General features: G+C 41.6%; 14 protein-coding genes. 5 read left to right on the top strand and 9 right to left on the bottom strand.

Features of this window, described 5'->3' with window-relative positions; translation table 11 throughout:
* Nucleotides 1-556 precede the first annotated feature (556 nt).
* Together arfB and V7K97_RS22415 are read right to left on the bottom strand one after the other, a co-directional pair.
* The gene (gene arfB, locus V7K97_RS22420; RefSeq protein WP_334803192.1) at nt 557-973 is read right to left on the bottom strand and encodes an alternative ribosome rescue aminoacyl-tRNA hydrolase ArfB; all 417 of its coding nucleotides are present in this window, start codon (nt 971-973) and stop codon (nt 557-559) included.
* A 47-nt stretch (nt 974-1,020) separates the two neighbouring features.
* On the bottom strand, nt 1,021-1,275 hold the full coding sequence (locus tag V7K97_RS22415; RefSeq protein ID WP_334803191.1) for an RNA-binding S4 domain-containing protein: 255 nt from the start codon (nt 1,273-1,275) through the stop codon (nt 1,021-1,023).
* Nucleotides 1,276-1,620: 345 nt separating this feature from the next.
* Here V7K97_RS22415 and dpdE point away from each other — a divergent pair, with 345 nt between their 5' ends.
* A complete protein-coding gene (gene dpdE, locus V7K97_RS22410) occupies nt 1,621-4,932 on the top strand; it encodes a protein DpdE (protein WP_334803190.1) in 3,312 nt (1,103 codons plus the stop codon).
* 598 nt (nt 4,933-5,530) lie between these two features.
* On the opposite strand, the gene V7K97_RS22405 is transcribed toward dpdE, so the two are convergent.
* Nucleotides 5,531-5,764: an EF-hand domain-containing protein gene (locus V7K97_RS22405; protein WP_292708282.1), complete on the bottom strand. Its 234-nt coding sequence runs from the start codon at nt 5,762-5,764 to the stop codon at nt 5,531-5,533.
* Between the two features lie 476 nt (nt 5,765-6,240).
* On the opposite strand from V7K97_RS22405, the gene V7K97_RS22400 reads away from it, so the two are divergent.
* Both V7K97_RS22400 and V7K97_RS22395 read left to right on the top strand, forming a co-directional pair.
* Nucleotides 6,241-6,801, top strand: coding sequence for a hypothetical protein (locus tag V7K97_RS22400; RefSeq protein WP_334803189.1), 561 nt, complete (start codon nt 6,241-6,243; stop codon nt 6,799-6,801).
* A gap of 793 nt (nt 6,802-7,594) precedes the next feature.
* The gene (locus V7K97_RS22395; RefSeq protein WP_334803188.1) at nt 7,595-9,706 is read left to right on the top strand and encodes an O-linked N-acetylglucosamine transferase, SPINDLY family protein; all 2,112 of its coding nucleotides are present in this window, start codon (nt 7,595-7,597) and stop codon (nt 9,704-9,706) included.
* Nucleotides 9,707-10,051: 345 nt separating this feature from the next.
* On the opposite strand, the gene purQ is transcribed toward V7K97_RS22395, so the two are convergent.
* Both purQ and purS read right to left on the bottom strand, forming a co-directional pair.
* Nucleotides 10,052-10,732, bottom strand: a complete 681-nt coding sequence (gene purQ, locus V7K97_RS22390) for a phosphoribosylformylglycinamidine synthase subunit PurQ (RefSeq protein WP_334803187.1) — start codon at nt 10,730-10,732, stop codon at nt 10,052-10,054.
* 178 nt (nt 10,733-10,910) lie between these two features.
* Complete coding sequence (gene purS, locus V7K97_RS22385; protein WP_292720146.1) at nt 10,911-11,189, bottom strand: phosphoribosylformylglycinamidine synthase subunit PurS; 279 nt, start codon at nt 11,187-11,189, stop codon at nt 10,911-10,913.
* 144 nt (nt 11,190-11,333) lie between these two features.
* Here purS and V7K97_RS22380 point away from each other — a divergent pair, with 144 nt between their 5' ends.
* Both V7K97_RS22380 and V7K97_RS22375 read left to right on the top strand, forming a co-directional pair.
* The gene (locus V7K97_RS22380; protein WP_334803186.1) at nt 11,334-11,738 is read left to right on the top strand and encodes a Fur family transcriptional regulator; all 405 of its coding nucleotides are present in this window, start codon (nt 11,334-11,336) and stop codon (nt 11,736-11,738) included.
* A gap of 60 nt (nt 11,739-11,798) precedes the next feature.
* Complete coding sequence (locus V7K97_RS22375; RefSeq protein WP_334803185.1) at nt 11,799-12,050, top strand: type II toxin-antitoxin system Phd/YefM family antitoxin; 252 nt, start codon at nt 11,799-11,801, stop codon at nt 12,048-12,050.
* Between the two features lie 261 nt (nt 12,051-12,311).
* Here the strand turns inward: V7K97_RS22375 and V7K97_RS22370 are convergent, their stop codons facing one another.
* The 4 genes from V7K97_RS22370 to V7K97_RS22355 all read right to left on the bottom strand — a co-directional run bounded on the left by V7K97_RS22370 (nt 12,312) and on the right by V7K97_RS22355 (nt 19,401).
* Nucleotides 12,312-12,881 (bottom strand): Uma2 family endonuclease, encoded by a 570-nt coding sequence (locus V7K97_RS22370; protein ID WP_334803184.1) that lies wholly within the window; start codon nt 12,879-12,881, stop codon nt 12,312-12,314.
* 119 nt (nt 12,882-13,000) lie between these two features.
* Entirely contained in the window at nt 13,001-13,375 is a 375-nt protein-coding gene (locus V7K97_RS22365) for a DUF433 domain-containing protein (RefSeq protein WP_334803183.1), read from the bottom strand.
* Between the two features lie 363 nt (nt 13,376-13,738).
* Nucleotides 13,739-18,193 (bottom strand): NACHT domain-containing protein, encoded by a 4,455-nt coding sequence (locus V7K97_RS22360; protein ID WP_334803182.1) that lies wholly within the window; start codon nt 18,191-18,193, stop codon nt 13,739-13,741.
* A gap of 200 nt (nt 18,194-18,393) precedes the next feature.
* Nucleotides 18,394-19,401, bottom strand: a complete 1,008-nt coding sequence (locus V7K97_RS22355; RefSeq protein ID WP_334803181.1) for an SPFH domain-containing protein — start codon at nt 19,399-19,401, stop codon at nt 18,394-18,396.
* Nucleotides 19,402-19,518 lie beyond the last annotated feature (117 nt).

Below are 19,518 nucleotides of genomic sequence, written 5' to 3'. Positions count from 1 at the left end.
GAAAATTTAGTGAGTTGGTAATCGAAAAATTACTGTTTCAATCGGTAAATTTAAGTGCGATCGCCTGGTTTTTGACCCAATTAGAGTGTTTAAAAACCTGATTTTTTTGACTGATACGCTTGTAAATTAAGGTCTTTTAGGGAATGAATCAGCCCTGCTCTCGAAGAGCGGGGAGGGGGTTGGGGGTGGGGTTCTTGTACCTCACTAAACCGAGAACCGCTATAGCCCTTTCAAGGTGACTCAGAAAATCTCTGATTTCCTCTCTGCGCTGCGCCAGTTGCTTTAAGTCGGGGAACCCGCCCAACGCACTGGCAACTCTATAGCCTCTGCGGTTTCAAAGTAATTTATCTAACCTTATTAGGCGCAGAGAACACAGAGTCAAGAGGGATTCTTTGACCAAAATTTTTACCCACCTTGAAAGGGCTAGTCCTAAATTATTATATATAGCAATCCTATTTGATTTGTGAAAATCACAAGACTCAGATCCCCGACTTCTCTAAGAAGTCGGGGATCTCGTTGTTCACAAATGATTTAGGATTGCTATATGTCAGTTGAATCAACAATCTGTCACCTGCCCTCTGTTAGACTTAACCTGTCCGCGCTTACTTTTGTAGTCAAGGCGCTTTTTTTGAGAACTGCGAGTCGGTTTGGTGGGTTTGCGTTTTATTGTCACTACAACTGCGCTTTGAATTAGTTCTTGAAGTCGTTTCAATGCCGACTCTCGATTGTTCTCTTGGCTTCGGTGTTCTTGGGCTTTGATGACGACAACTCCTTCCTGGGTGATGCGTCGATCGTTCAGCTTTAAAAGCTGTTGTTTATAATAATCGGGTAATGATGAAGCCACAATATCGAAGCGCAAGTGAATCGCCGTGGAAACCTTATTCACATTTTGGCCTCCTGCTCCTTGCGAACGAATCGCAGTAATTTCAATATCACTCTGTGGAATAATAACTTTGTTGGAAATTTGTAGCATTACTCACAAGGCAAAAGAGGAACTTTTAAATTTGGGATAAAAATCCTTTACTCGGTTGCTTCGGGAAAATTTATTACTACATCTTGGTCTTCATTGTTGTTCAAATTCACCTCTAAAGTCTGTCCTTCTATTGTGACTTTATCGCCCGGTACTAGTCGCCGCCCTCGTCGGGTTTCCAGCATACCGTTTACTTGGACATCGCCACCTTGAATCATTAGTTTAGCTTGTCCTCCAGTTGGCACTATACCCATTAACTTTAAAAATTGATTTAACTTAATTGTGTTGTCTCTGATTTTTTTCATAATAAATAAAAGTACGTGCTTCTAATTGTATTGTGGTGTTATCAAGGCAAAGTATGAATCTATGGCGCTACATAATCATCTCAGATAAAATTAAATGAAACCTCAACTACTTCCTGAGTCTATCAATCGGAAGATGAATTTATACTCGAAAGTCAGTATTCTTAGGTAAGAATGCAAATTGGCTGACTTTGAATAGGCTTTGTATCTTCATCAAAGCATAGCGATCGCCATCACAAAAACTGTCATACCAGTTTATTATCTATAATGTTGATCGACAAAACTGCCAGATATGGGCTAAAAAACTAGTCTGGAAGGTTCTTTTAGTGTATTCAGGGGACTGGATCTATGATTAAGCTTGGTTTATTGGTACAGTCCCAGAATAACTCTTTGGGTATCGGAAAAGTTACGAAAATATCTGATGCCAATGCGATCGTTGAGTATTTCTGCTCAGTAGGGCAGCGTCTTGAAAAAACTTTACCTTTAAATTCGCTCTCTGAAGTCAAGCTTGAACCCCAAGCTCGATGCTACATTAAGTTTCCAACCCAGGATAAATGGATAGTTGGCAGGGTTTTCATCTGGGATGAAGATACAGAAATGTATCAAATTGATTTACCAGATAAGAAAACTGCGATCGCATCTGTTGAAGAGATTTTCGTTCGTTGCAATTTACCCAACACCGACCCCATTCAAACTCTAGCAATGAAGGGTCACGAAACGCCCTACTTCCACGACAAAAGATTGGCTTTCGTGAAATCCTTGATTCAGCAACGCGCTGTGAGTCGGGGGATGACGGGACTGATTTCAGCAAATATTGATCTTTATCCTCACCAAGTTGAAGTCGTCCGGCGGGTGCTGGAAGACCCAATTCAACGCTACTTGCTAGCAGATGAGGTGGGACTCGGAAAAACCATCGAAGCGGGTGCGATTCTCCGTCAATTCCTCCTTGATGAGCCAAAAAAAGGGGCGGTGGTCATAGTTCCGCAATATTTGCTCAAACAATGGCGGCTGGAATTAGAAAACAAATTTTACATCTCCCATTTTGGCAAACGGGTAGCGGTGCTAGCGGTTGAAGATATCCATAAAATCAACCTGAAAGCGAGGATAGGCTGCTTAATTTTAGATGAAGCTCATCATATTGCAGCAATGGCAACCTCTAAGGATGCAACAGTACGCCAGCGTTTTCAGACTTGCAAAGAACTTGCTCATAAAAGCGATCGCTTACTTTTATTATCTGCCACTCCAGTTCTCAATCATGAGCAAGATTTTCTGGCTATGTTGCACTTGCTCGACCCCACAACCTATAAACTTGGTGATTTAGCAGGTTTTCGCGCCAAAATTGCCAGCCGTCAGCAAATTGGTAAACTTTTGCTTTCTTTTAAAGAAGGTGCAGAACCTCTGGTTTTGAAAAGCAACTTACAGCAATTGCGAAACCTCTTTGCTGAGGATGAGTATTTACTAAAGCTGGCGGATGATTTAGAAAATTGTTTACAAGCAAATTCTACTGAGCAAGAGCAAATCCTCCAAGGGATTCGCGTTCATGTCAGCGATATCTATCGACTACACCGGCGAATGCTTCGCAACCGTCGCGCGGCAGTGGAAGATGTGATATTTGACCGCAACTTCACGCCGAAAGAAGAGTATGATTTAGACGAGCGATCGCCTGATATTCACGAACTCCTCAATCAATGGCGTAGTGTTGCTCCCCATGAAAAGCAATTTCAGCGAATTTTTCTGCTGTTCTTCTTAGCTTCTGGTACTTGGTTAGGCATTTTAGAGCAGGTAATTACCGCCCGTTTAACTGGTAAGCCTCATACAAAACTCATCCAGGAATTTAGAGAAGATGATCTTCGCATCTTAACTACAACCCCAAAATTCTCAGGTGAAGAAGAGATTCTGCAATCCTTACTAAAAATTATTCGTCAACCTCAAGAGGACGGACAACGGACGGAAAACTTGAAAACAGTGCTGCTGAATCAGCTAGGTACTTACTTCAAAATTCCCGCAAACGTTCGGAAGTATCAAAACGAATTCATCACGAGAATACAGCAGAGAATTCGGAGGCCAATTACTGGGGATATTCTGCCAAAATTTATTGTATTTACCAGTTTTGTGCAAAGTTGTGCAGAAGTTGTCCGCTATTTGTCTGATACCTTTGGTGCAGAGACAATAGCCAGCCATCAGTTTGGAGAATCACCAGATAAAGTTGAGGAAGGCTTGAATAGGTTCAAGAATAACCCAAACTGCTTTATTTTAGTCTGCGATCGCTCTGGAGAAGAAGGGCGTAACCTCCAGTTTGCCGATTGGTTAATTCATTTTGATCTTCCTTGGTCGCCTAATCAATTAGAGCAAAGAATTGGCAGACTTGACCGCATTGGCAGCAAAATTGGCATCCAATCTTGTGCCTTGATTGGCCCCTATTTAGAAGATAGCCCTCACAATGCTTGGTATAAAGTATTAAAAGATGGGTTTGGTATTTTCCAACAATCAATTGCCAGTCTACAGTTTTATGTGGATGAGAAACTTACAGAATTAGAAACAGTTTTGTTTGAATCAAGTGGGGCTGGATTGTTGGAAACGATTTTGCCAATTCAAGAGCAAATTGAAGCGGAAATAGCCAAAATTAGCGAACAGAATGCTTTAGATGAAATTGACGCTAACGATGAAATTGCAACCCAGTATTTTCAAGATTTAGATAATTACGATGCTTGTCATCTAGAAATTAAACGAGCAATTGAAGGTTGGATTTGTGACGCTTTAGGATTCAGGGCAATGAATAACCCAGATTCATCAGAGATGCGACGTTATCAACCAACAACGCGTACCTTAGTGCCGATAAATGAGTTGAAAACCCGTTTTTCTGATAGTTATCTAGACCAATTCGGTACTTATAATCGCCGGGTAGCAAATCAGAATTCTGGTATTAAACTCTTTCGGATTGGGGAAGGATTTGTCGAATCACTCTGGAACTATATAAACTGGGATGATCGAGGTGAAGCCTTTGCTATGTGGCGCACTGATTCATCTTGGGATGCTAAAGAAGGGAAGGAATGGTTTGGTTTCCAATGCAATTATGTAGTCGAGGCAAATTTAAGAATTGTCAAACAAGTTTTACTAGATAACAAACTAGATAATTCTCAATTCAAAAACTTGCAGCGACGGGTTGATGCTCTATTTCCGCCAACTATCGAAACTATCTACGTTGATGGTCGTAATGAGCTAATATCTGTTGTTGAAGATAAAGCACTCTTAAGTATTCTGCAACGTCCATATAAAGATAAAAACAGTAATCAAGGACGAGATTACAACTTAGCAAAAGAGCGTTTAGAAATTATTGACGATTTTGTTGACCCTAGTAAATGGCAAAACTTTTGCTATCAAGTGCGTAACACTTCTTCAGAATTACTCGCCAATCGTCCCGATTTTATTGACTTATGCCAAAGTTGCGCTAATGTTGCCCAAAAGAAATTAGGTAACAGAGTAGAACAATTACGTCTGCGCCTAAATCAGGAAAGTTGGGATCAGACACTAGCTGAAGAATTGAGGATAGAAACTGCTTTAAATGCAGCCATTCTAGAGGGAATTCGTCAGCCGCTTCTGAGGCTTGATTCTGTGGGTTTCATTGTTGTATCGGGGCGATCGCTTGGGCAATTTGAGTGATATTTTGTGCGGTTAAATAGCCATAATATCCCCGTTTCACCTGGAAAGAGGGGTTAGGTAGATTTTTTATCGAAGAAAGGCAGAGGGCAGAAGGCAGAAGGCAGAAGGGATTTATCCCTTCTCTGATATCATGTCCGCATAATTAGTTATGCTAACCACAGTCAATACACCCCACCCCCAGCCCCTAAGAGCTTGCGGGGAGGGGAGACAAAGCATAGCTTTGGCGGGGGTGTGGTTCTTCGGGTTTAATAAGCAATCAAGCGGACATGATATGATTGCCCGAACCGTCTGCGCGACCGGAGGGAGCAAGGGTTTAAGACCCCCACCAAATTGAAAATTTGGTGGCTCTCGAACAGAAGAGGATTTGAATCCCCATCTGAACGAAACATAAAAGCCTTCTGCCTTCTGCCTTCTTCAATTTAGATTTAAGAAAGCGGGGTGATCGCTCCTCTCCCCTCCCAGAATCGCAAAAAGCCAGCCTTTCACCTCCAAGGTAATCTCTTTTGGGCTAGCGAGTCACCAATGACCAAATTGCAAACCCCTCAAAGCGTGGGCGCTTTGAGGGATTTTTGGGTATTGGGTGTTAGGGATTGGGTTGCTAGTTTAAATTATTTGCTTTCTCAACTGCTCCCTTTAACTCTTCAAACGTAATACTGCCATCTTTGTCTGAATCATAATTTACTAGTAATTCCTGGGGACTAGTGGTATTTGTTTCTGATGAAATGATTGCACTTAAGCCAGGACTTAAAAAAAGATCATTAATGGATACTTTGCCATCTTGATCGCTATCTAAGGTATTAAAAAGAGATTGAAGCTCTTGCTCGGTTGTCATAAGTTTCTATCTGAATTAGTTTTTCAACTTAATATCTCATTAATCTCTGATTAATCTCTCAAAATTAAATAAACTTGTATCTTTAGACGTAGAAACGGCTGGCGCTGTGGAGTTATATTGGCTCTTGATAGCGATCGCTGGATCGTGAGCATTGCTGGTTATCTAGGCGATGGCGTCAAGGAAATCGCTGGATCGTTCAGGCGCTTGGCCTTCAGGCATTGGCTATCCAAGCCGACAGTGCAATGATTGACGAAGGATTCAGCGCCTAACTGCCACAGGTTTAGTCAACTGCAAATATAAATCCTCAACAATGAGCGAAACTACACTACCTGCAAGTATGCTGAACCTTAAGCCAGAGATATTTATAGTTTTTTGGGCCACAAGTAAAGATTATAAACGCATACTCATCTAAAATTGTCAATGTTTGTATAGATTGCATTTTTAATATGTGGAATTACAAAGAAGTATCTTTGTCAATGATGAACTTTTCATACATCTGGTTAAAACAGCATCGTATGATTGTTGGAGCAATGCTATTTGCGATCGCGATCGCAGGCTGTAATAACTCTGCCAAATCACAACAACCTGCTGCGAAGACTCCATCGGTTGCAAATCTCATTGCGTCCAGTCCAACCCCTCCCACAAAAAATGCTGCTGATACCAAGCCGCCTGAGGAGAAAGCAGTTCAAGTCATTCGTGATTATTACAGTGCGATCGCACGTCTTGACTATAAACAAGCTTACTTGGTTTGGGAGGGAAATGGCGCTGCTAGCAAGCAGTCGTTTGAGCAGTTTAAGCAGGGGTTTGCTAACACCACGTCTGTTGCTGTAGAGGTTGGAAAACCTGGTAGACCAGACCCAGGTGCAGGCTCAATCTACATTGAGATTCCGGTTACTGTGACTGCGGTCGCCACAAATGGAACTCCACAGCGATTTCGCGGCAGTTATGTACTGCGGCGAGTCAATAATGTTCCTGGCTCAACTCCAGAGCAGCAAAGATGGCATCTCTACTCGGCGAAAATTACTCAAGTCAAGTAGCCTGCTGCAAAACGCATAAGCCAAGACGTGGAATGATTGCTCCAGACCGATACGAGGCTTGACTATCGCCATCTAGACCTCCACAAGGCTAATCTCGCCACACGAGATCAGCTGATGCGCTTTTAAATTGAACAGAAATGTTTCGTGCAGTCCCCACCTAAAAATACTATAAAAATATCTACATTTGAGGTGGGGTAAGCGAAACCAGTATAAAACGCGCAGCAACAGCTATTCTTTCATGCTATTATTCTAAGAATTAGTTTTTGCGGTACTGTAAAAGCTTTATAGCTGGAGACATAGACCAATTTCACTAATTATTTATAATCAGTAAAAAGTATTACTAATAATGACTTTTTACTAGGGTGTTCGGAAGCGAAAGTTCTAACGACACACTGAGAACGCCAGTAGCCCTGGTAACGCTCAAGAAGTATTTCAGCTTCTTAGCGCACCAATCCCCATGTATAATCTTTGATTTAGATGGGGTGCGTTCAAGATAGAAAGTGCTTTAAAAATGCAGCCATTCTAGAGGGAATTCGCCAGCCGCTTCTCAGGCTTGATTCTGTCGGTTTCATTATTGTATGGGGGCGATCGCTTGGGCAATTTGAGTGATATTATGTGCGGTTAAATAGCCTTGGGAATCATATTTGATCTGCAAATTTCGAGAGGCTCAGATCCCCGACTTCGTAAAGAAGTCGGGGACTTTTTTATTTTAGTATTACTGATGACATTGCTGTAAAAACATATATAGTAGTGCCTATACACAAGGCAAGTTGTCATTAGTAATTGCAACGCTATGTTAATTAATGAATTAAGAGATATTAATTTGATTATTTTTACTGACTGGTCTAATTTAGAAACTGCGATCGCCGAAGATTTGATGAATGTTCTCAGAACTCTTTTCACACATCCAGCGAGAGAAGATATCACACTGCTAATTGACAGCCAAAGGTTATCGGATGAACTACAGGATCATGCTAACTCATTGCTTTTTGAGACAGTTCTCAAACTTAGTTTGGAAGATGCTGTCTCTGAAGACCTGAATGTAGGGCTTACGGGTCAGTTAACCACCCAACAATGGTCTATTATTAAATCATTAATTAACTTTCATATTCCAATTAACAACGAAGATCGCTACATTATTCAGCAGAAAGAAATTGCACAAATTACCAAATGTGATTTGTCAGAAATTCAACAGCCAAGTATTTATGAAGCGGCTCGGCGAGAATCTTGGCACAGATGGGGTGACTATTTTGCAAATAGTGAATCGCCTGAAAAGGCTATCCCATATTACAGGAAGTATTTATCCAGTTGTCCACAGGAGATTAACTATTATCTGAAGCTAAGTGATGTTTTATGTAAAACTGGCCAGATGCAAGGGGCTATGGAAACATTGCAAAATGGTATTAGCAATTGTCCTCAAGCAGAAGAACTGTATTTCTGGCTGATTATTCGCCTAAAGCAAAGCCAGAACTATCTGGAAGCTCGTAACTTCGCTCAACAGGTTAGTGAAAAGTTTCCTGAAAACTATATATTTAAGATATTCAGCTATCTTATGCTCCCAGAAACTTATCATACTCCTGAAGAGATTGATACCTACCGAGCATGGTTTCAGCATGGGCTAGAAAAACTGATTCAAGAAATAACTCTTAATAGCCCCGATGAGCAGAAAAAAGCTTTTAGAGGAATCAGCCATCATACAAACTTTTTCCTTGCATATCAGGGAAAGAATGATGTGAGATTACAGCAGCAATATGGACGGCTAGTTCACCAAATTATGGCGGAAAATTATCCGCAATGGATTCAAGCGCGTCCCATTTCATCTGTTAGCAACAATCAACGAATTAAAGTTGGCTATCTTTCCTATTTTTTGTGTAGCTGGAGTGGGACAGTTTTGTTCTTAAATTGGCTTAAATATGCAGATAATCAAAACTTTGAAATTTATTCATATCACATAGGGCATCAAATTGATGCTGTTACTCAATTATTTCAGTCTTATAGTACAAAGTTTTATCATTTGCCGAATAATTTAGAACAGGTTTGTCAACAAGTTATTGACGATCGCCTTGATGTGTTAATTTTTCCAGAATTAGGAATGGATGCCACAACACTATGTATTGCTGGACTCCGTTTAGCACCAATTCAATGTATGGCTTGGGGGCAACCTGTAACTTCTGGACTACCCACCATTGACTATTTTTTATCTAGTGAACTGATGGAGCCGGTGAATGGGCAATATCACTACAGCGAAAGCCTTGTACCTTTGCCTGGTGTTGGGATTTCCTATCCTGCGATCAAAGTTGACTCAATTCGCCGCAATCGCTTATTTTTTGGATTACGAGAAGATGCTATCGTCTACATCTCTAGTCAAGCTGCCTATAAATATCTCCCCCACCACGATTACATTTATGCAAAAATTGCCCGTCAAGTTCCCAATGCTCAGTTTATGTTCCTTCGCTCTGGGATTTCTCAAGAACGTCTGAAACGGGCATTCGCGGCTGTAGGTTTAGATAGTCTTGACTATTGTGTATTTTCTCCTGTGCTACCCCGTGATGATTACTTTGACTTACTTTCTTTAGCAGACATTTATTTAGATACCTTCAACTGGGCGGGTGGAAATACAACACTGGATGCGATCGCCTGTCATTTACCGATTGTCACTTGTCCTGGTGAGTTTATGCGGGGGCGTCACTCTTATGGTTTCTTGCAAGCTATCGGTGTAACACAGACAATTGCAGATGATACCTCGGAATATATTCAGATTGCAGTGCGATTAGCCGTAGATATTGATTGGCGATACTCAGTTCGTGAAGCTCTAAAAATGTCAATCAACGTTCTATTTGACAATCCCACTGCTACCCAAAACTTAGAAGCATTCATCAAGAAGGCGATCGCGTTGAGAAGCTAAAGAAAGTATATTTTGACTTTAGAGACTGACAAGAAATAAATTATCAAAATAAACGAACCACAGAGACACAGAGAACACAGAGGAATAAGGATCTGACTTTTCACGGCATCTGGAAAACCTCACTTCTATTTCTCTCTTCCTTTAAGGAGGAGCCACTGCGTTGGGCGGCGAGCCACTCTTGTTGCACGTGGCATCAGAGACTTTGAATTTTCCCCCTTCCCTCCTAGGGAAGGGGGTTAGGGGGTTAGGTTTTTGGTGGACTTTTCCACATAAGGTGAAAAGTCAGAATAAGGAGGAGAGAGTTTTTTCGCCAGTTTTTTGAGTATTTTTTTATTTGTCAGTCCCTTACCCGCCTAATGCCCCTACCTTCTCTAGCAAGCCTTGAAACAACCTCAAGCCATCACTACCCCCTAACATCGCGTCAGACGCCCTTTCTGGGTGCGGCATCATCCCCAACACATTGCCCCGGCGATCGCAAATGCCGGCAATGTTGTTCAATGAACCGTTGGGATTTTCCCCTTCATAGCGAAACACGACTTGCCCGTTATCTTCAATTTCTGCGAGAGTAGCTTCATCAGCGTAAAATCGCCCCTCTCCGTGGGCAATGGGTAAAGCGATCGCTTCATTATTGGTATAAGCTTGCGTCCATGAGAGATTAGTCCGCTCAACTTTCAAAGGGACGCGATCGCAAATAAAATGCAAATCCCGATTTCTAGTTAACACTCCTGGCAAAAGTCCAGCTTCAGTTAATACCTGAAACCCATTGCAAATACCGAGGACAAACTTACCCTTTCGAGCGTGTTCCACAACCTGCTGCATCACAGGGGAAAAACGTGCGATCGCACCGCAGCGTAAATAATCCCCATAACTAAAGCCACCAGGAATGATCACCACATCCAAATCAGCAATATCTGTTTCTTGATGCCAAACCATGCGAGTTGCTTGCCCCAGTAAATCTCTGGTTACATAAGCAACATCGCGATCGCAATTAGAACCGGGAAAAACAACGACACCGAATTTAGTCATTAGTCAATGGGAGTCAGGACTGGGGACTGGGGACTGGGGACTGGGGACTGGGGACTGGGGACTGGGGAGGATAATAAGCTATGCCCAATCCCCAATTCCCACTTGCCCTGAGCGTTCGCGTAGCGTCTCCAAGAGTTGCCGTTCGCGTAGCGTCTCGTAGAGAAGGGATGCCCAATCCCTAAAATACCCCAGTCTGTGTTTCCACCTCAATCAAATCAAAGCGGTAATTTTCAATTACGGGATTTGATAGCATTTGGTCGCAAATGTTATCGAGGTCTTGACGGGCTTTCTTCTCATCAGTAGAGGTGATGGTGAGTTCAATGTACTTGCCAATCCGCACCTGGTCAACGTTCTCGTATCCCAGTTGCTTAAGACCAGATTGTACAGCGACACCAGCGGGGTCTAAAACTGAAGGACGAAGGGTCACGAAAATTTTGGCTAGATACTTGGTTTGCACGGGCTTTTTCTGAATGCTGCGATCGCTATACTATAACTTTATGCTCTAACTGAGTGAAAATAAGATTACGAAGCGGTTAAAGTTAATTGATCGATTAGCCCATCTAACAGCTTCAACTACAGTGGCATATTTAAATAATTGTCTATGAGAGCTATACGCACCCGCAGTCAAGAGCGTATTTTCAACCTACTGAAAACCATCAAAAAAGGCATTTCCGCCCAGGACATTTACGTAGAACTACGTAACACTAATCAGAGCATGGGTTTAGCAACAGTTTACCGTTCCCTAGATGCCTTAAAACTCGAAGGCATGGTACAAGTGCGGAATTTGGCTAATGGTGAAGCCCTCTATAGCCTAGCGCAGCAAGATAAACACCACCTTACTTGCTTGCAATGCGGTGTCTCAATTCCGATTCATCAATGCCCCGTTCATGACTTAGAAGACCAGTTAGAAACCAGCCATAAGTTTAAAGTTTTTTACCACACCCTAGAGTTTTTTGGGTTGTGCAGTCAATGCCAAGTAAACCAAGCTACTGAGATTGGTCAGTAGTCACCCAATCTTATGTTTTCTGCAGGCGGACTGGTTAAGCCTAACTAGAGGAGTAATGAAGTGTTAAGAATTAGCGTTGAAGAAGCAGCTATAAATTTAAAATCTCTCTTAGAACGAATAGCTAGGGGAAAAGAAGTAATTTTGCTAGAGCAAGATAAGGCTGTAACTCGTTTAGTTCCTCCGCTACAAAAGAAAGAACGATTAGCAAGTATAAAACAATTTCGTGATTCTCTTAAGAGGGTGTTTGAAAAGTTTTGGGCGAATATAATTCGCTACTACACAAGCAAAGTCCACCTCCGTGGACTAACCTGAAATTAAGGTTTTTAACCCACGGAGGTGGGTTTTGTCTGTGTAGCCGCGATTTCTAATCGCCAGGGCTGGTATGAATTTAGACTTTTCAAACAACCTCTAAGATTAAGGGTGAATCATTGGGCGCAACTGTTATTAATGCGCGTACAGAGGAACGTCATTGATTTATTTAGATACAAGCGTTATCGCTCCTTTGTATTGGAGAGAAGCTTTAAGCGATGTAGTTGAACAATTACTACTCAATGAAACTAAAGTAGGTTTGATTCAAACAAAACTCAACCAACTAAATACATCTGCAACTGTTAATTGCCAATTTTCTAAAACATTTAAAACGGGTAAAATATCTTGCTTTTCTTTTAATTCTGGTAATTTGTTGGGTTCAAAAATCATGATTGAATCATCAGCCGAATCGAGCAGCCAACCTAGCTTTGATCCATTTTGAATAGAAAATGTAATTTTACTGATAACTCGGTTGGGTGATTGTTCTGGTGAGAGAATTTCGATTATCCAATCTGGAGGAATCTCAAATTTATTTGTAATTTTTCCATTAGGAAGCAATGGAATTCTTTGCCATTCAAACACAGCAATATCTGGTACTATTGAACGACCTTGAAATGTACAGCGTAATTCAGGAAAGGCATAAGCTAATTTTTGTAGTTTTGCAACTTGATTTATGGCAGAAGCTAATTCAATTTGTAAAGTACTGTGTTCTCCTTGTGGCATAGGTTTTTGGTATATTTGTCCGTTAAAATACTCGCTTGCTGGTTTTGTTTCTGGTAGTTTTAAGAACTCTTCTACATTTAAGGCTGTAGTTGACTGAATAGATAAGGTCATAATTTACAACTTATCAAAGCTTGATTATTTTATCACTGGAAGAATGCGACAATTTAGTGCTTAGGAACGTGGATTAAATAAGATGCAAAACTTAATCCTGTCTCTAGCTTCCCTCTCCTTTATAAGGAGAGGGATTGAGGGTGAGGTAAACCAGGGACATAAATTGCATCAGCTTGTTCTTGTTCGTAAATAGTAGTATCAATTTCGCCAGGGAATGCTTCAGCATAAAGCCATGCTGTTACCAAGTTAGCTGCACTAAGTTGAGGATATTGATCTAGAATATCAGCATCTTTAGCACCTTGTCGTCGATAACTTACCAACAACCAAACAGGAATGCGTGTTCCGGCAATACAAGCATCAGCACCCATTACACTAGGGGTTTTGGTAATTCCATCATTGTTGCTACTAATACCTTGGGTTAAGATGCGAATTGCTTCAACCTTTTGGGCTGGTGTTAGGAATAGTAACTGTGTTTCTAACTCTTTGGCTGTCATTGGAAACTATCTAAGATTAACTATATTTTAACGGGGTTTGAAAATTTACTATAAAAGTGCGTAGGCGTAAGTAAGTCGGTGAGAAAAATTCAATGTCTATAATGTATATGAAGAAATATAAATTAGCTGTAGGGTGTGTTATGCCTTATAGCAACGCACCTGAGATTGTTGACGGTGCGGCGCTTGGCGACAACACACCCTACATGAAAATTCCTTAACATAGCTGGAAATATTAGCACCGACTTACTTAGTCCGTCGTAGACATTGCGCTAGCTTACCATCAAGTATCGCCTAAAATTTATTCCCCATCTTCCACAATTGCATTGATTCCACAATTACCAGAAGTGGAATAGGCTAAAAGTATTAAGCTCCATCTTCTATAGCGCCTAATGCTTTGAGAGTTGCTTTTTTAGATTCAGTTAAACCTGTAACGCCTGTGATATTCATATCTTCGTAAGGTCTTTTTGGTCTAAGGGTTCTTATGCAATTACCTGTGCTAGTCTCCCAAAGCATTATTGTGCCATCACAACTACAACTAGCAAGCATTTTACTATCCAGACTAAAAGCAACTGAACGAATCCAAAGAGAATGACCTTGTAAAATTTTTAGGCATTTACCACTGTTTATATCCCAAAGTATTACAGTTTGGTCGTCTGCACCACTCGCTAGTGTTTTACCATCTGGACTAAAAGCAACTGCGGATACTGATTTGGTGTGACCTTGCAAAGTTTTCCAGCATTCACCCGTGAAGGTACACCATAACCCAACGCTTTCATTAAGAGTACCACTAGCTAAAAGTTTACCATCCGCACTGAAAGCAATTGAGCGTGTCCAAGGGCCTCTTCCAATTTCTAATGTTTTAAGACATTGGCTTGTATAGATATTCCATAGCTTTATCTCTCCGCCATAATTACTAGTAGCTAATGTTTCAGCATCGGGACTGAATGCAACTGAGCGTATTGAGTGATTTTCTTCAAAAACTTTCCAGCATTCTCCCAGTTTTACATCCCATAATCTTACACTTCCGTCACCACTACCACTGGCAAGTATCTGACCATTTGGGCAGAAAACGATTGATTGTACCCAATCACTGTGTCCCCGCAAAATGTTTAAGCATTCTCCTGTGCGGAAATTCCATAATCTGACTGTTGCATCAGCACTACCGCTAGCAAGTATTTCACCATCTCTATCAAGAGCAACTGATTGCACCCAATTGGTGTGACCTTGTAGAATTTTTACAGATTTACCAGTGCTAACATTCCATAGTTTGACTGTTGTCTCATCATCTGCACTAACAATCATTTCACCATTTAGGCTAAAAACGACAGAGTTTACCCAAATGCTGTGTCCCTGTAAAACTTTTTGGCATTCACCTGTAGCAACACTCCAAAATCTCACTGTCTTGTCATAGCTACCGCTAACAAGAGTATCTCCATCTGGACTAAAAGCAATTGAACGTACTGAATTGAAGTGTCCCTTTAATGTTTTTAGACATTCACCTGTTTTTACATCCCAAAATCTGATATTTTGGTCGCCGCTACTAGCAACTATCTTACTATCAGAACTAAAAGCAACTATTAATGATGAGAGATTATGTCCTTGCAAGATTAACTTACATTCCCCTGTATTCACATTCCATAATCTTGCAGTTTTATCATAACTACCACTTGCAAGTATCTTACCGTCTGGACTAAAAGCAACTGAATTTACAGAACTTCTATGTCCTTCTAAAGTTTTTAAACATTGGCTAGTTTGAATATCCCATAATTTGATCGTGTAATCATAACCACTACTAGCTAACATTTCACCATCTGGACTAAATGCAATTGAGTACACTAAATTAGTATGCCCCCGCAAAATCTGTAAGCATTCACCAGTTTGAATATCCCATAATCTTATGGTATTATCAGAACTGCCACTAGCAAGAATCTTACCTTTAGGACAGAAAGCAACTGAGTATACAGAACGATTGTGTCCTTGTAAAATTGTTAAGCATTTACCAGTACTAGTATCCCATAGCCTTATTGTCCCATCGTGACTACTGCTAGCAATTTTATTACTATCGTGACTAAAGTCAACCGAAAGTATTCCGCCAGTATGTCCATTAAAAGTCAAAATTTCTTCGCCAGTAGCAACTTTCCATATACGAACAATGCCTTCACCATCACCAGTAACTACAAATTGACTATCAAAACTATACGCAACTGAAAAAATGGCACCAAATAGTTTAGTAAAAATGCTATCAACTAAATTTGCTTGTGCAAAATTAACATGATGCAAGCTAGCCTCAGCAAAATCAGCACCTTTAAGCACAGCACGGCTTAAATCTCTTCCATTCAAAGCAAATTTATTTACTTTTACTAAGACTGTTGCAGCATTTCCCCCGACATAACCCACTTCATCTTCACTTTTTTCCCGTGTCCCCTCGATAATCTTGATAACTGACTCCTTAGCGTCAATATCAACCATCCCCAACAACAAATCCATCACCGCTTTTGTTAAAGGTGCTTTACCAAAAGTCACTCTCAATTTTTCTAACGATTCACTTATAAATCCCTTTAATGCTGGAGTTGGCAAAATCTCCCCAGCCGCATCTACCTGACGACTGAAATAAGCAGACCAACTATAATCAACAGGCGCAACATCATGATTTATCTGGAATCGTACCCGCGCTAATTCAGTAAAATCACTTGCCAATGCTCCTAACTCTGCGGCAAATTTATACGCTACGAAAAACTCTAACAAAGACCGATGCGCTGGAGTATAATCACCATCAGCGTTGCGGATGAGCATTGTTTGCCCCATCATGTCATAATGCCAATGGTCTAAATCCTTCTCTTCTTGTACCACTGAACCAAATAACCGCCGAATTCTGTCTGGGAAAAGCCGATAATTGAGGCTCATTTCATCTTTAGACAGCATTTCCCAAGAAAGTTCGCACAAAAAGTATAACTTTTCTGCCAAAGAAGTAAAGGTGCGATCGCTCTTAATATCCCGTTCCATTTTCCGCCGCACCGCATACAAGTAAACCCGCGACATATCCACAGGTTTACCCGCCTCAATATCTGGCAAAGCTTCCAAAATTAACTCTGTCATCACCGGACGACGGGCTAAATCCAATAACTGCGGATTTCCCATGACTTGTTCAACTGTTGCAGCTTCCGTTTGGTGCGACAACACTAGCCGAATTTGCTCGTCGTTAAATTTCTCCAGTTCCAGCACTTCAAACTGCGGTGTTTCCCCTGTCAGTTGCTTGGTTGATGCTTGCAACTCGGCATTGAGTAGGGCGCGTCCTTCCTTGGCTTCAGGAAAATGTTCGGTGCGACAAGTTAAAACAACCTTGGCACCAGGAACCACCACTTTTGCCAGTTCCCAAAAGTTATTAATCATCTGCTGACGGTCAACTTTTGCTGCCATTTCGTCAAAACCATCGAAAATTAGCAGCAATTTACCCATACCGTTTAACTGGTCAAATACTTCGCTCGTTAAACGAATATTGTGTTGTGTAAAAAAGAACCCTGCTAAAACGTTCTCAACATTTATTGCTTTGGCAAAATCCCGCAGAGTAATTACCAAAGGCAAACGAGGACGCTCAACACCGCGCTTTTGGGCATCTCGGTAACGTTGCAATGCCACCCAAGCATAGTGGAAAGCAAACCAAGTTTTCCCCGTACCAAATTCTCCTAGTATAGAAATATGCTCTTTGGCGGGATCGTCCAACCACATATCAATATAACCATCAATCCAACCATCGCGATCGCTATAATGACTGATACCGATGCGTTGCTTAGTATCGGGGTCAATTTCCTCTTTTGTGCAGGCTAAAGGAACGTATTTTATATCTATTTGCCGTCGAATAATTTCCGCTTCCAACCAATCGAGATAATCGGTAAAATCAGCATCTTGGTCAATGAGTTCGTCAAAAGTGTAACAACCTAAGTGGCGGTTTTCTTCCTTTTCTACCTCATTTCGCGCCGCGCGTGCAATCCTTCTGGCTGTTACTAACCAACCTTCATCAGTTCTCTGCTGCTCCACAGAAGAACGCAAAACAGCGATATCCTTAAGTCCAACTTCGCCTTCAATTCCCCTGATTAAGATGCGGTCATATCGGTTACGCCGAGTTGGTACATTGATAATCCACTCAAAATATGAATCACCCCAAATTTCATACTTTTCAAAGCGGTAGCCCAAGGTTTCAAACCAGCCGCGCATTTGTTGAGCTAGGGCTATGGCTCGACATTGATTTTCGGTAGATGTTCCAGCCTCCAGCAGTGCGGGAGAATTCTGTGCCAACCGCGCTATTTCTGTCCGAATACCTTCCAACGTCGGCAACCTGTCAAGTAGTTCTTGGATATTTGCAATGCGTTTTTGCAAAGAGCCAATTTGTTGACTCATTAGTGTATCTGCTGGGTTGCGTGTGCGTTTAGCAACTTCCGCAAACACAATATAAAAGGCGGCAATTTCCCGTCTAATGTCAATTCCCAAACTTCTAATGTCATCACCCAAAGAATAGGAATCAAGCCAAGCATCAACCTCAGAAAGTAAAATTGAGGGGTTATTATGGTCAAATGCTTTGCGGAAAGCCTGTTTGATTACCTCTTGGCGAAAAAGTTCTAAAACAGGCTTGGGTTTCCCAACACCGTACTCTACCAGAGCATAAGCATAAACCCCACTAAAATCTGCTGGTGGATGCTCTGGATCGAGGTGAAACTGCTGAAGTAATTTAATTACAGTCTCATTGCGCCGAATCTTTTCCTTAATTAAAGGATTAGCGATCGCAATAATAGCGTTGATAACCTGTTCTGGATTAATTATCATTTGTCATTTGTCATTGGGCACTTGTACTGAGCGTTCGCGTAGCGTCTCGTAGAGAAGCCGAAGTATTGGGCACTTGTACTGAGCGTTCGCGTAGCGTCTCGTAGAGAAGCCGAAGTATTGGGCATTGGGAAGAAATTAATCTCAACTTCCTAATCTCTCCCACTCTTAACTCCTAACTCCCTACTCCCCACTCCCCATTCTTAACTAGGGCGATTGTTTTCTAATCCTGGGATTTGCTTAGAAAACAACTCGTTAGAGTCAACCTGACCATTTGAGATAACGGAGCGCATACCCTCGAAAGCAGCAGGAATAGTGCGCGGATCTATAAATAAGACCTTGCTGCTATCGCTTTTACCAATTGTCGCGCCCATATCCAGATAGCCCAAGGCAAACAGAACTTCAACTGCTTTATGGGCATTGGGATTCGTCTGGAGCTTTTGGGCGATAATTTCTGCTGATTCGGCGATCGCTTGGGCTTTTAAAACCTGTTGCTGACGTTCTGCTTGAGCTTTCATCACCAGCGACTTTTGTTCAGCCTCCGCTTGCAAAATTGTCGATTTTTGACGAGCTTCGGCATCCAATATTTGCGCCTCAGCTTTACCTCTAGCACTATTAACAGCAGCTTCGCGTTCCCCTTCAGAAGTTAAAATTGCTGCTCGTTTGCGTCGTTCTGCCGACATTTGCAATTCCATCGATTCCCGCACAGCCTGAGACGGAATAATATCTCGCAGTTCTACCCGTGTCACTTTCACACCCCAAGGATCGGTAGCAACGTCCAAATCCTGTAATAAAAGTTCACTAATATGGGAACGAGCTGTAAAAGTTTGATCCAACTCTAGTTGTCCCATTTCAGCGCGAATTTGAGTCAGCACCATGTTTACCATTGCTGACTGGAGATTTTCTACCTTATACCAGGCTTTTTCCATATCCACGATGCGCCAGTAAAACACTGCATCTACCTCAATACCAACGTTGTCACGAGTGATGCACTGTTGGGGAGGAATATCTAAGACTTTTTCGCGGATAGTTCCTTGGTAGACAACTCTATCTACGAAAGGAATGACAAAGTTTAATCCTGGTTCCAGTTTTTTGTTATAACTACCCAATCTTTCCACCAAAGCTTCATTGCCCTGATTGACGACTTTCACCGTTCCGGCTACAGCACCACCACCAATGGCTAAAAAGACGAGCAAAAAGAACTGTTCCATTGTGAATCTCCTGATTTTAATAAAGGGAAGGGGAGTGGGGAGTGGGGAGTGGGGAGATGGGGGAGATGAGGGAGATGAGGGAGATGGAGGAGATGAGGGAGATAGATAACTCCTAAC

The organism is Nostoc sp., from assembly GCF_036917815.1.
GTDB lineage: Bacteria > Cyanobacteriota > Cyanobacteriia > Cyanobacteriales > Nostocaceae > Nostoc.
This window is presented reverse-complemented; position numbering and strand designations above follow the sequence as displayed.